A 13,154-nucleotide genomic window follows, 5' to 3' on the forward strand; every position below is an offset into this window, starting at 1 on the left:
AATTACGAAAAGATGAAATAAACTTACCACAAAAAAACAAACCCCATTTTTTTACTTTATATGATTATTTTGTAAAAAATATAAAAAGTTAAAGGATTTTTTTTATTTATAGCAAATAATTAGTCGTAAATAGGTATAATGGAGATAAGCATTTAATTAGGAGGATTCAACCATGGCACGAACTGAAACAGTATCTTCAAAATCAAAAATTTGGGAATGGACGAAGGCGATTGTTTTTGCACTAGGGCTTGCGCTTATCATTCGTTTCTTTATATTTGAACCATATGTTGTTGAAGGATCATCAATGGATCCGACATTAAAAGATGGAGATCGCCTTTTTGTAAATAAAACATTGAAATATATTGGAGAAATTAAAAAAGGAGATATCGTCATAATAGATGGGAAAGAAGAAAATATTCGCTATGTAAAAAGAATCATTGGTTTACCAGGAGACAAGGTTAGTGCAGAACAAGGAGAAGTATATGTTAACGGTAAGAAGATTTCAGAGCCGTATTTAGCAGCTAATGAAGAGGAAGCAGAAGAAATGGGCTTGCTTCTAACGAGCGATTTTGAAGAAATTGAAGTTCCCGAAGATAAGTACTTCGTTATGGGAGATAATCGCCTTGATAGTATGGACAGCCGCAATGGACTTGGATTAATAGAATCAGATAGAATCTTAGGCAAATCGGAATTTATTTTTTTTCCGTTAAGTCATTTTAGTAAAACAGAATAGTGATAAAAAAGATAGAGGAAAACCTCTATCTTTTTTATTTTAGAGCAGCTCAAGGTGCTCGAAGATAAAACTGGATACAAAAGCGAAATAGCTCATTCTCTAAATTTATATGATAGACAGAGAACTTTTACTTTTCTTTGTAACATTTTTACATATGGTTCGACTACTTCTGTAAGCGTCAAAAAAATGAAAAAGGATGATTTAGATGAAAAGAATTTTCTCAATCATTTCTCTTAGCTTACTGATGATGTTATTTATCGGTTGCAGTAACAATTCAAGTGAAGAAAACAGTCAAGCTGACAAAGCGCCATCTGAGGCGGAGTCGAAAAGCAGTTTTACTAATCAAGCAGAAGTGGAACAAGATGCAAATATGAAATCAGAAACTGAAGTTAATATGGACCAAAAGGAGAATGAAACAGCGGAGATAAAGCAGATGAATCAACAGGCAAGAAAGGTTATTTATACGGCAAACCTCTCCATTAAAGTTGAAAGTTATGAGCAAACATTAAAACTAATTCAACAAAAATTATCTGAAGCAAACGGCTATATTGTTAATTCTAACTCAAATTCTATCGGTGAAGATGAAGGTTTAGAGGGGACACTTACTGTCAGAATTCCACAAAATAAATTTGAATCATTTGTCCAAGCTGTTGAAGCTGGAAGTACAAAGGTAATCGAGCGAAACATTACTGGACAGGATGTAACAGAGGAATTTGTAGACCTAGAATCTCGTTTGAAATCAAAACAAGTTGTAGAAGCACGTTTATTAGACTTTATGAAAAATGCAGAAAAGACAGAAGACTTATTAAAAATTTCAACAGATTTAGCAACTGTTCAAGAAGAAATCGAACAGATAAAAGGGAGGATGAATTATCTTTCTAATCAAGTTGAGCTATCTACGGTTACAATTTATATAACACAGGATACGGTAAAAGTGCCATCACTTGATAATGACAACTTAAATACCTGGGAGAAAACGAAGGAACAATTTATGAAGAGTTTAAACTTTTTATTACAGGCGGGCTCAAGCTTATTTGTCCTCCTCGTAGGAAGTCTACCAATTTTTATCCTAATAGGTGGTTTACTATTTCTACTTTGGCTTTTTGTAATAAAGAGACGCAAACAAAATGGAAAACCACCTAAAATAGATGAAACTACCGATTAAATCGCAAGGAGCGTTAATAGTAACATCGTGATAAAAACAGTTCCTAAAATCATCAAAACACTTATTAAAATGGACATTTTTTTATCAATTGGCACATAGTTTGAAATAAATTTTTTCGTGGAAAAATTGATAATAATATAAAGGAAGATTACTCCGATTATGAATGTCAATCCTTTTGATTGAAAACCAAGAAAAGCAAAATAAAGACCTGAAATAAAGATAAGTAGACAGTATTCGATTAATGTATGTAATTTCATGATGAATTCTCCTTTCACTAATTAATTATTTTATCATATCTTCTTTAAATCGACTAAATAAGGAGGAACAATTGTGTGAAATGTTGAATGTAGAAAATAGGCAATTATGAAATTGGGAAGGGAGATTTTTTAAAAGATGAATTCGATAAATACAGTTACAAATATGCTCTTTGATGAGCTAGAATTAGCGGTTAAAACAACAGCAAATTTACTATTAAAAATAGAGGATGAGCAATGGGAATATAGACCAACTGAAAATATGAGATCACTAGAGGAGCTTGTTCACCATTTAATTGCAATTCCACGCTCTGATTTAGCCTGTCTCATGCTGGAAAAAAGTATGGAGGAATATGAAAAGGTAGAAAAGGAAATCGCGGAGGTTAAAGATCGAGAAAAGTTAGGAGAAATGATGAAGGAGAACCTTAGCGTTTTAAAAAATTACGTCAACTCACTTAGTGAGGATGAGTTATTGAATAAAAAAACAAAGCCATTTTACTATGAACAAGGCGGTCATGTCCAAATAAAATGGCTAATGGAAATTGTTACTCATACGTATCACCATCGTGCACAGTTATTCAATTATCTTAAACAGTTAAATCATCCTATTAATATGTTTGATTTGTATTAACTCTAAGTCATGATGTTACCAGAAAAATTTATTTATACAATAAAATCTGTACATAAAGAACATGGTGAACGGTGGTTACGTAAATTTCCAGATTTAATTAAAGAATGTGAGGAGCAATGGTCGATTAAGGTCTTATCTCCATATGAATTGTCCTATAATTTCGTTGCACCAGTTCTTCATAGGGACGGTAGAAGGATGGTTCTGAAGCTCGTTGTCCCGGGAAATGATGCATTACATAATGAAGTAGAAGCTTTAACATTATTTGATGGTGATGGAATTGCAAAAATGATCGATTATGATTTAAATAAAGGATTAATGCTCTTAGAATGTATTGAGCCTGGTGTAAAGCTTTCATCGATCAAAGACAATAAACAAGCGACGATGATTATCACTAAAGTAATGAAAAAATTATGGAAGCCGGCACCTAGAAATACAAAACTCCCTACCATTTTTCAAAGGATTGATGAATTTTCTAATATCCGAAAAACACATCCAAATGGAATCGGACCAATAACAAAAGAAATGCTGATGGAAGCGGAAACATTATATGCTCATTTAGGGAGCACGATCAATCAATTATCTTTGCTTCATGGTGATTTACATCATTACAATGTCCTCGCTTCAGGAAAGGAATCATGGGTTGCGATCGATCCAAAGGGGTTAATTGGTGAAAAGGAATATGATGTGACGCAATATATGTTGAATGAACTTCCAGAACAAAATGTAGAGGAAACGATTACGGAACGACTCGAACTATTTGCTAAACAGCTTCATTTATCAAAGGAAAGAATGATTAAATGGTGTTATTGTCATACGATATTAAGCCGTTATTGGGATATTGAAGACTTTGGAAAGGCATCAATGAAATGGGTCAACGTCATGAATATTTTTAGGAAAATGAAGAATATGTGATAAAACCCAAGGTTAAATGAAAGAGTGGTTCAACGTTACGTGAACCACTTTTTTCTCTTGGGTTATATAACATATTTATTACTTCGTTTAAGAACATTGTTGTGAGGTACTCCTGTAAAAGAAGACAACAGATAACAAAAGGAATCACGAAGATTACGAGGTGATTTAACGGTTAAGAGAAGCCGATTATAAAGAATTTATTAAAATAGCTTATAAAATATTGATAAAGTTGTTAAAAACTGTTAAAAATAGATTGGTTATACTTATTGAAGAAGATTCAGAGGAGAGGTTACATGACAAAATCATTTATTACAGTAAATGAGGGGAAAAACACTCATTGGCGTTACATAAGCTCGCTTCTCGTTATATTAGCATTTATGCTTATTATTGGGACAGTAGCCTATTTAATTGCAGTGTTAATCGCAGGATGTATAAATCCTGATTTGCTGAATTTTGATGAAATGACTAATGAAGGTGTCTTATTAACAGATCCGTTAGTAGATTTTTACCTATATCATATAGTGAACATCATTACAGTATTGGGAATTTGGCTAGCGGTAAAAACGATTTTAAAAAGACGTTTTATTTCACTTATTACGCCTTATAGGAAAGTAAATTGGTCTAAAATATTTTTTGGTTTCTTTATTTCACTAGCTATATTTGCTATATTTTCAATACTAGATTTTGCACTTTTCCCAAACGATTACGCTTTTAATGAATTTGATGCATCACGGTTTGTGTGGCTTGTCGTCGCGTGTTTCTTATTAGTACCTATTCAAACAACTTCTGAAGAATTATTATTTAGAGGTTTCTTATTGCAATGGGCTGGAAAAATTACGAAACATCCGCTTATCCTCACAATTATTATTGGGGGGATATTTGGAAGTTTGCACTTTTTTAATCCCGAGATGGAGCATGGTGCATTTTGGGTAGCGATTGATTATTTAGCAATGGGCTTTATTTGGACATATATTACAGTAAAAACGAACAGTTCAGAATACTCAATAGGAGCTCATGCAGCAAATAATATGTTTTTATGTATTTTCCTAACAATGGAGGACACAGTTGTTGGGGATATTCCTTCGCTATTTGTTGTGACAAATGTTAATGCGATGACATCCGCGATAACAACAGTCATAACAGGATTAATTTTCATGTTTATCGTTTTACGGAGACAAAAACGTAAGGTTGCATAATTTGAAATATATTGACTAATTCTTTTTGGATCAATTAGACCAGTCAAAAAGAAAGCAGTTTGAAAATGTATGATTCCTTTAATTTAAGCCTTGTCTTGTCTAACAAGGCTTTTACTATGTTAAAAAGGCATAGTGAATTTTCATATTTGTTGTTATCTTTATTTGTTTTTGTAAAAAGAATCTCTATATATTGGTGATAGTATAAAAATCTGTTAGTAAGTGTTATAATTGGAGAGGATGTATAAAGTATTGGAGGCTGTTTCATGATTCAAGTGACAAATGTTAGCTTACGATTTGGAGATCGCAAGCTTTTTGAAGATGTTAATATTAAATTTACTCCGGGAAATTGCTACGGTTTAATCGGTGCAAATGGTGCTGGAAAATCAACGTTTTTAAAGATTCTTTCAGGTGATATCGAAGCTCAAACTGGTGAAGTAAGCATGGCACCAGGTGAACGATTAGCTGTATTAAAGCAAAACCATTTTGAATATGAAGAACATGAAGTATTAAAAACGGTTATAATGGGGCATAAACGTCTGTATGAAGTAATGCAAGAAAAAGATGCTATCTATATGAAGGCTGATTTTACAGATGAAGATGGAATGAGAGCTGCTGAATTAGAAGGAGAATTTGCTGAACTAAATGGTTGGGAAGCGGAAAGTGAAGCAGCAATCCTGTTAAAAGGACTTGGGATTTCAGAGGAGCTTCATTCGAAGAAGATGGCTGATTTAACAGGTGGAGAAAAGGTAAAGGTTTTATTAGCACAAGCTTTGTTTGGTGAGCCAGACGTTCTATTATTGGACGAGCCTACTAACCATCTAGATATTCATGCGATACAATGGCTTGAAGAATTTTTGATTAATTTTGAGAATACAGTTATTGTTGTTTCCCATGACCGTCACTTCTTAAATAAAGTTTGTACGCATATCGCTGATTTAGATTTCGCAAAAATTAAAATTTATGTAGGAAACTACGATTTTTGGTATGAATCTAGTCAACTAGCATTGAAATTATCACAAGAAGCGAATAAGAAGAAAGAAGAAAAAATTAAAGAGCTGCAAAATTTTATCGCTCGCTTTAGTGCAAATGCATCTAAATCAAAACAAGCTACATCCCGTAAAAAGTTATTAGATAAAATTTCACTTGATGACATTCAACCATCATCACGTAGATATCCTTATGTTAACTTTACACCAGACCGTGAAATCGGGAATGATGTTCTACGAGTTGAAGGACTTTCTAAAACAATTGATGGTGAAAAGGTTTTAGATAACATTAGCTTTATTATGAATAAGGAAGATAAAATTGCGTTTGTTGGACGAAATGAAATTGCAATTACAACACTATTTAAAATTTTGGCAGGCGAAATGGAGCCAGATAGCGGTACGTTTAAATGGGGAGTTACAACATCGCAAAGCTACTTTCCAAAGGATAATAGCGAATATTTTTCTGGAAATGAACCAAGCCTAGTGGATTGGTTACGTCAGTACTCGCCAAATGATCAAAGTGAAAGCTTTCTTCGTGGATTTTTAGGGCGTATGCTTTTTTCAGGTGAAGAGGTATTGAAAAAGCCAAGTGTATTATCCGGAGGAGAAAAGGTACGTTGTATGCTTTCTAAAATGATGTTAAGTGGGGCAAATGTTTTATTATTGGATGAGCCAACAAACCACTTAGATTTAGAGTCTATTACAGCTCTAAATAATGGATTAGTTGCTTATAAAGGTGCAATGATATTTACTTCACATGACCATCAATTCGTTCAAACAATTGCTAACCGAATTATCGAAGTGACTCCAAACGGAATTGTTGATAAACAAATGACATATGATGAGTTTTTAGAAGATGCAAATGTTCAAAAGCAAGTTAAGGAACTTTATGCTTAACTTATAAAAAGGAGGGTGGCTCAAAACCAAAGGTTCAGACCCCTCAAACACAATTTATAGTCTAATGATGAGGTTAGTTTACTATATACCGGTGTTTGATGGAGGGGTCAGACCCTTTTGAGTAACCCTCTTTTTTCATGTCTAGAAATTTTTTGCCGAAATGAAAACTTTGGGATATTTTCTAAATAATGTAAATGTAGTGCAATAGTAATGGAGTGATATTCTGTTGAAAAATAAGTTTTTCCTGTTTCTATTTTTTTCAGTAATAAGTTTATATGGTTGTCAAGCGACTGAAGAGCCTGTAGTAACGGAGATTGGTGAAATTGAAGGAACTGAAGTAACTCCTGGACAGAAAATTCAATCGAACGTTAAATTTGATGTAAACTTTGATCAAGTCGATGCAGTAGTTATTGAGAAGGAAAATGCCATCATTCTTCGTATGGAAGGTGATGAATTATTTAACTACTATGAAACTGAATTTCCGAAAGAATCGAACGATAAGAATGAGCAAGCAAACAATAACAGAGCTATTGAAAACTTTCATCAATTAGTTAAAGTATTTAGCGAATTACCGAATAAAACAAAGGTAAATATCAATGTTTATACTGATGACAAAGATGACGACAATTTTAATTTGCAGTTAACGAAGGATCGAGCAAATTATTTAATCGAGCAGTTTCAAACACAACAACAATTGAATCATATTGAATTTAGTGCTACAGGGTTTGGTGAAGCAAATCCAATCGTTCCGAATTCTGGAAACCCTGAAGACCAACTCAAAAATCGTCGCGTCGAATTTGTTATAGAGCCGTAAAATTATTCTTAATCAAACATGAAATAAATAATACATATTTATCTATCAATAAGTGGCTTCAAATAAAAAACACATTGGGTTATTTTTCTCAATGTGTTTTCTGTTTGAAAATATCTCTTTTTCTAATCATTTAATTCTAAAGCTTTTAGGTCTGCTACTAATTGTTGGTGATTAAGGTTTTCTCCAATAAAAACGAGCGTATTTTTTCGTTTCAGTTGCTCCTTCATATATAGTGGCATTCCATATGAATATTGAAAAAGAAATGGTAATTCGGAATGTGTAAAGGTAATATAGCCTTTAATTCGATAAATAGTTTCTGGCATTTCTTTTAAAAATTGTTCAAATTGTTCCAAAGATACAGGCTTGTTAAATGTATGTACATATGTTCTCATATGTAAATGCTCATGGACGTGTGTTTGTTCATGATGTCTTTTAAGTGGCTTTTGCATCGGTTTTAATTGTGCTAATGGAACGCTTGCGAATTCAGTCATTAATAGTTTACTCTTGCTATTTAAGGCTTGAATTTCCGCAACTAAATTTGCCTTTTTCATCTCTGAAAGTTGATCGGTTTTATTCAACAATATAATGTCTGCATGCTGAACTTGCTCAAGTAGCAGCTTTCTGAGCTGTATGCTTAAACTTGAACGACTTTCCCAGCGCATTGCATCAACAATCGTAATAATGGCTTGAACAGAAAGCTTTTCAGCAAAAATCGGTGATAAACAAGAGTCTAATACTTCTATAGGATGAGCAACACCTGTTGTTTCAATATAAATAGCATCAAGCTCATATTCACGAAGCATATTATCTAGTTGTACTTCAAGTTGACCTTGAATCGTACAACAAACACAGCCATTTAACAATTCTTTAAGTGGTGTATCTTTATCAACTGCATTCGAATCAATTGAAACTTCTCCTAATTCATTCATAATTACAGCTATTTTTCGCTGATTCTGTTTTTCCTGACTCAGAATATTTTGCAATAACGTTGTTTTTCCTGCACCTAAAAATCCTGATAAAATATAAACCTCGACAGGTTTCATCTATTTCTCCCCATTTCAAAACGCTCTAAAAGGGGATCGTCATCAGATCCCCAACTTAATTAAAATGCCCATGTTCCATTTCGGAAGATTGCTTCTGATGTTCCGTCCTCTAAAATTCCGTCGATATCCATTTCTGCTGAGCCGATCATGAAATCAACATGTGTAATACTTGAATTCACCCCGACCTTTTCTAATTCTTCACGGGACATCTTTTTACCGCCTTCAACACAGAAAGCATATCCATTTCCAATAGCTAAGTGATTGGATGCATTTTCGTCAAACAAAGTATTGTAAAACAAAATACCTGATTGTGAGATTGGCGAATCATGTGCAACAAGGGCAATCTCACCTAAATAATGTGAACCTTCATCTGTTTCAACTAATTGCTTTAATACTGCTTCACCCTTTTCAGCTTTTACATCAATGATTCTGCCATTTTCAAAGGTTAACGAAAAATTATCAATTAAATTTCCACTATAGCTCAATGGTTTTGTACTTTTTACGACACCGTTAACTCCATTTCGTAAAGGCACAGTAAATACTTCCTCAGTTGGCATATTTGCCATAAAGAAATTACCCTTTTCATTCTCACTACCTGCACCAACCCAAGTATGTGTATCATGAAGCTCAATTGTTAAATCGGTCCCAGGTGCTTTGTAATGAAGCTTTTTGTATTTTTTACTATTTAAATAATCAACTTTATTATGTAGATTTTGATCATGCTCTTTCCAGGCTTTTACTGGATCAGGTTGATCCGTACGTGTTGTTCTGAAAATTGCTTCCCACAGTTTTTCGACTTGTTTGTCTTCAGCTTCATTAGGAAAGACCTTTGCAGCCCAGTCTTTGGAAGCAGCGGCAATTACTGTCCAGCTTGCTTTATCTGCTTGCAAATAATTTCGGTATTTTGTAAGAGCAATCCCTGTTGCTTTAGCAGCAGCAGCAATACGTTTCGGATCAATTCCACTTAAAAGGTCTGGATCAGATGATATAATGGACATAAACGCACCGTCATTTTCAGCTAATGTTTCAAGACCTTTCGCTTTCCATTCAGGGTATTCGCTTAATGCTTCTTCAGATGCAAGCTCAAAGCGAGTTCTTGACACAATGTCATCATGCCATTCAACATAAACGTTGCGAGCACCTGCCTCATAAGCTTTTCTAACAACGATTCGAACAAATTCTGCTACCTCTGTTGAAGCATTGATCGTTAAATTTTGATTAGGTTGGATATTAACTCCTACGCGAACAGCTAGTTCAGCGTACTTTTCTAGGTTTTGTTGAAATGTTGACAATACGATTACCTCCAAATAATAAGATATGCTTAACTACATACAGTTTTGGAAAATCTCTAATTATTTCTTAACTGTTAGATTTATTTTATCAAAATAATCATTTTTAGGAAAAGAAATAGCAAATAAAGCTTAATTACTTTGAGCTGAGTTAAAAAGTGATTAAAATAGACATATCGAGGTGAAGATATTGAATTATTTAGACGATCAATTTATTTTAACAGCAAAACAAAAACAATTATTAAAAAAAACTACGAAGCTTTCAGACGAATTTGCATTACGTGCTGACCATTATGACAGAGAGGGATTATTTCCTTTTGAGAATTTTTCCCGTCTTAAGGAAGAGGGATATTTAAAGCTAACAATCCCTAAAAATCTCGGTGGGGATGGAGCATCACTATATGATTTTTTACTAGTTCAAGAAAAAATTGCCCAAGGTGATGCTGCAACTGCTTTGTCATTAGGGTGGCATTTAGGGCTATTAATGAATTTAAATGAAACAAAAAAGTGGGAATCAAGTACGTATGAGAGAATTTGTCAGGAAGTTATTTCCGGGAATAAATTAATTAATAGTGCTGCAACTGAGCCAAACTCAGGGAGTCCTGCTCGGGGAGGAAAGCCTGAAACAATTGCTAAAAAGGGTGAAAATGGTTGGATTATTACAGGGAAAAAGATTTTTACATCCCTTGCGCCAGCATTAGATTATTTTATTGTTCCTGCAACGATAGAAGAAACAGGTGAAATTGGTGATTTTCTCATCCCTAGAACATCAAATGGTTTAACAATTGAGGAAACATGGGATACGTTAGGTATGAGAGGGACAAGAAGTGATGACTTACTCTTAGAGCAAGTAAAAGTGCCTTTTGATGCTTTAGTCGAACGTAAGGAAAAAAAGGAACGTCCAACTGCACAAGGTTGGTTATTGCATATACCAGCTTGCTATAGCGGAGTTGCAATTGCGGCAAGAAATGAAGCAGTTAAATTTGCGAAAACATATCAACCAACAAGTCTTCCACATCCAATCATGCATGTACCTGAAGTGCGTAGGAAAATTGCTGATATTGATCTAAAATTAACAACAGCACGTTCACTTATGTATCAAATTGCTAGAAAATGGGATGAGTCAAAAGAGGAACGTGCATCTTTAGCCTATGATTTAGCAATCGTCAAAACAAGCGTGACAAACATGGCTGTAGAGGTTGTCGATATTGCTATGAGAGTTGTTGGCGGTCAAAGCCTTTTCACATCAAGTGCGTTGCAAAGACATTATCGAGATGTACGTGCAGGTTTACATAATCCACCTTCAGATGATATTACATACAAACTATTAGCAGATCGTGCGTTTCGTGAATAGTTAAAATAAAATAAGTAAAAGCATTCAAGAATAGATTTCAGAGTCTATTCTTGAATACTTGATTATGTAAGGGAAAGTGGGGGGAATAAATGTCTATTTTTATAGCTCGTTTATTTGTGCCCTAGAAAACTCTTCCTCATATTAACATGATAAATTTGAACAGGTAATGCAGTCTTTTTCAAATGTCATTACTCCCCTTGAACTTGAACAACTTCATGATTATTTGAAGGACCTGCTGGCATGTTTGCGAGTGAAACGCTCATCCCACCCATAATAATAACCGCTAAAGTCAAACTAATAATGATTCTTCTACTAAAATCTTTCACAAAGAAACCTCCCAATTTTACACACTGATTCGAAAAATGAAATTGCTCTAAATTGTAGCAATTTTGTTATGAAATTTAAACCAAAGCTAGTATATTCATAAAGCAATATTTTGATGTGTATAAATGTGTAAATTTTTTGTAAAAAAAGAGGTTAGGTAAAAGTGGCTGTTACACTTACTTCTATAACAATTGAAATGCAGCTTAAGCTTAACGAAAATCTCGCAAATGAAAAGCGAACATCGAGCTTTTTCAAAGCAATTTAAAAAAATCCGAACTTATACGAAATTCAAAATTTCAAATAATAGTTCGGATTTTTTCGTCTTTAATTAAATTTAGAAATCAAACCTCATAAGCAGCTATCATAGTAATAAGTGCACGAATGAAGATAATATATGAGGTGTGATTCCATATTGTTGTTTATTTTGCAGCTTTCAATATTTTATTAATTACTGTTAATGATCTTCCAGTCCCGATTGCAACTGATTCTAATGGATTAGGTGCGATATGGACAGGAACAACAATTTCTTCACTTAACCATTCTTGAATTCCTTTCATTAGTGCTCCTCCACCAGTTAAAATGACACCACGATCGACAATGTCTCCACTTAATTCTGGAGGACAGTCCTCTAATGTAGCACGAATTGCTTCTAAAATATGATAAAGTGATTCTTTCATGGCATCCTGCATTTCGTAAGAAGATACTGTAATGGTTTTTGGTAAACCTGTTACCAAATCACGACCACGTATATCCATAGTTTCTTTTTCGTGTTTAATTAATGCATAGCCAATTTCCATTTTCATTTGTTCGGCTGTTCGTTCACCAATTAAGAGATTGTATTGTTTACGAATGTATTGAATAATGTCTTCGTCTAATTGGTCTCCTGCAATTCGAATCGAGTGGCAGGAAACGATTCCACCAAATGAAATAATCGCAACCTCTGTTGTACCACCGCCGATATCGACGATAACGTTGGCAATTGGCTCATCTACTGGTAAGTCTGCTCCAATAGCAGCGGCAACTGGTTCTTCAATTAAATGAACCTCTTTTGCGCCTGAGCTTTTTATTGCATCTTGAATTGCTCTACGTTCAACTGAGGTTGCTCCAGAAGGCGTGCAAACAACAACAGTTGGCTTTCTCATTGACATACCTAATTTACGAGAAGTAAGCTTCATGATGTATTTTAACATGTCTGTTGTGACATCATAATCAGCAATAACTCCATCCTTTAAAGGTCTAACGGCAACAATTTTTCCAGGAGTTTTACCGATCATATTTTTAGCTTCAGTTCCTACAGCCAAAACTTTATTTGTCTCTGAATCGATTGCTACTACTGAAGGTTCATTTAATAAAATTCCTTTGTTTTTACTATAAACTAATATATTTGCAGTTCCTAAATCTATCCCTAACTCTGTCATAGATAACATGATATATCAAACCTCTTTTCTCCTTCTTTCTTATAGAATATGTTGAACTTTGTTGTTTTTTGGGGAGTGTCATCATACTGAAATATAATCGTTATCAGTTTGATAAAAAAGATCCATAATTTTATTTAA

13 protein-coding genes are annotated in these 13,154 nt (G+C 33.9%); 8 read left to right on the plus strand and 5 right to left on the minus strand.

What is annotated here, in order from left to right; all coding sequences use genetic code 11:
• The first annotated feature begins 172 nt into the window (after positions 1-172).
• Together lepB and ACTJJ9_RS09035 are read left to right on the plus strand one after the other, a co-directional pair.
• A complete protein-coding gene (gene lepB / locus ACTJJ9_RS09030) occupies positions 173-733 on the plus strand; it encodes a signal peptidase I (protein ID WP_095299006.1) in 561 nt (186 codons plus the stop codon).
• A 205-nt stretch (positions 734-938) separates the two neighbouring features.
• Positions 939-1,898 carry a DUF4349 domain-containing protein gene (locus tag ACTJJ9_RS09035; protein ID WP_440768623.1) on the plus strand — a complete coding sequence of 320 codons (960 nt, stop codon included), beginning with the start codon at positions 939-941 and terminating at the stop codon, positions 1,896-1,898.
• Here ACTJJ9_RS09035 and ACTJJ9_RS09040 read toward each other — a convergent pair.
• Positions 1,895-2,155 carry a hypothetical protein gene (locus ACTJJ9_RS09040; RefSeq protein ID WP_095299002.1) on the minus strand — a complete coding sequence of 87 codons (261 nt, stop codon included), beginning with the start codon at positions 2,153-2,155 and terminating at the stop codon, positions 1,895-1,897. The genes ACTJJ9_RS09035 and ACTJJ9_RS09040 overlap by 4 nt on opposite strands.
• A 136-nt stretch (positions 2,156-2,291) precedes the next feature.
• Between ACTJJ9_RS09040 and ACTJJ9_RS09045 the strand changes: the two genes are divergently transcribed.
• The 5 genes from ACTJJ9_RS09045 to ACTJJ9_RS09065 all read left to right on the plus strand — a co-directional run bounded on the left by ACTJJ9_RS09045 (position 2,292) and on the right by ACTJJ9_RS09065 (position 7,588).
• Entirely contained in the window at positions 2,292-2,783 is a 492-nt protein-coding gene (locus ACTJJ9_RS09045; RefSeq protein ID WP_145580831.1) for a DinB family protein, read from the plus strand.
• A gap of 9 nt (positions 2,784-2,792) precedes the next feature.
• Positions 2,793-3,695, plus strand: a complete 903-nt coding sequence (locus ACTJJ9_RS09050; protein ID WP_440768624.1) for an aminoglycoside phosphotransferase family protein — start codon at positions 2,793-2,795, stop codon at positions 3,693-3,695.
• Between the two features lie 293 nt (positions 3,696-3,988).
• Positions 3,989-4,891: a CPBP family glutamic-type intramembrane protease gene (locus ACTJJ9_RS09055; RefSeq protein ID WP_440768625.1), complete on the plus strand. Its 903-nt coding sequence runs from the start codon at positions 3,989-3,991 to the stop codon at positions 4,889-4,891.
• 263 nt (positions 4,892-5,154) lie between these two features.
• Positions 5,155-6,774 carry an ABC-F family ATP-binding cassette domain-containing protein gene (locus ACTJJ9_RS09060; protein WP_095298994.1) on the plus strand — a complete coding sequence of 540 codons (1,620 nt, stop codon included), beginning with the start codon at positions 5,155-5,157 and terminating at the stop codon, positions 6,772-6,774.
• 226 nt (positions 6,775-7,000) lie between these two features.
• Entirely contained in the window at positions 7,001-7,588 is a 588-nt protein-coding gene (locus ACTJJ9_RS09065; RefSeq protein ID WP_440768626.1) for an OmpA family protein, read from the plus strand.
• Between the two features lie 122 nt (positions 7,589-7,710).
• Here the strand turns inward: ACTJJ9_RS09065 and ACTJJ9_RS09070 are convergent, their stop codons facing one another.
• Entirely contained in the window at positions 7,711-8,631 is a 921-nt protein-coding gene (locus ACTJJ9_RS09070) for a CobW family GTP-binding protein (RefSeq protein ID WP_095298990.1), read from the minus strand.
• A gap of 59 nt (positions 8,632-8,690) precedes the next feature.
• A complete protein-coding gene (locus tag ACTJJ9_RS09075) occupies positions 8,691-9,923 on the minus strand; it encodes an aminopeptidase (RefSeq protein ID WP_440768627.1) in 1,233 nt (410 codons plus the stop codon).
• A gap of 187 nt (positions 9,924-10,110) precedes the next feature.
• On the opposite strand from ACTJJ9_RS09075, the gene ACTJJ9_RS09080 reads away from it, so the two are divergent.
• On the plus strand, positions 10,111-11,274 hold the full coding sequence (locus ACTJJ9_RS09080; RefSeq protein WP_440768628.1) for an acyl-CoA dehydrogenase family protein: 1,164 nt from the start codon (positions 10,111-10,113) through the stop codon (positions 11,272-11,274).
• Positions 11,275-11,462: 188 nt separating this feature from the next.
• Here ACTJJ9_RS09080 and ACTJJ9_RS09085 read toward each other — a convergent pair whose 3' ends face one another.
• The gene (locus ACTJJ9_RS09085) at positions 11,463-11,600 is read right to left on the minus strand and encodes a protein YkpC (protein ID WP_095298984.1); all 138 of its coding nucleotides are present in this window, start codon (positions 11,598-11,600) and stop codon (positions 11,463-11,465) included.
• Between the two features lie 417 nt (positions 11,601-12,017).
• Entirely contained in the window at positions 12,018-13,025 is a 1,008-nt protein-coding gene (gene mreBH / locus ACTJJ9_RS09090) for a rod-share determining protein MreBH (RefSeq protein ID WP_095298983.1), read from the minus strand.
• Positions 13,026-13,154 lie beyond the last annotated feature (129 nt).

The organism is Metabacillus sp. 22489 (genome assembly GCF_052044855.1).
GTDB classification, from domain to species: domain Bacteria; phylum Bacillota; class Bacilli; order Bacillales; family Bacillaceae; genus Metabacillus; species Metabacillus niabensis.

Excerpts from the sequence above, each read along its gene's own strand:
- ACTJJ9_RS09055 (WP_440768625.1), top strand. The coding sequence starts at position 3,989 with ATGACAAAATCATTTATTACAGTAAATGAGGGGAAAAACACTCATTGG.
- ACTJJ9_RS09060 (WP_095298994.1), top strand. The coding sequence starts at position 5,155 with ATGATTCAAGTGACAAATGTTAGCTTACGATTTGGAGATCGCAAGCTT.
- ACTJJ9_RS09070 (WP_095298990.1), bottom strand. The coding sequence starts at position 8,631 with ATGAAACCTGTCGAGGTTTATATTTTATCAGGATTTTTAGGTGCAGGA.
- ACTJJ9_RS09040 (WP_095299002.1), bottom strand. The coding sequence starts at position 2,155 with ATGAAATTACATACATTAATCGAATACTGTCTACTTATCTTTATTTCA.
- ACTJJ9_RS09035 (WP_440768623.1), top strand. The coding sequence starts at position 939 with ATGAAAAGAATTTTCTCAATCATTTCTCTTAGCTTACTGATGATGTTA.
- lepB (WP_095299006.1), top strand. The coding sequence starts at position 173 with ATGGCACGAACTGAAACAGTATCTTCAAAATCAAAAATTTGGGAATGG.
- mreBH (WP_095298983.1), bottom strand. The coding sequence starts at position 13,025 with ATGTTATCTATGACAGAGTTAGGGATAGATTTAGGAACTGCAAATATA.
- ACTJJ9_RS09045 (WP_145580831.1), top strand. The coding sequence starts at position 2,292 with ATGAATTCGATAAATACAGTTACAAATATGCTCTTTGATGAGCTAGAA.
- ACTJJ9_RS09050 (WP_440768624.1), top strand. The coding sequence starts at position 2,793 with ATGATGTTACCAGAAAAATTTATTTATACAATAAAATCTGTACATAAA.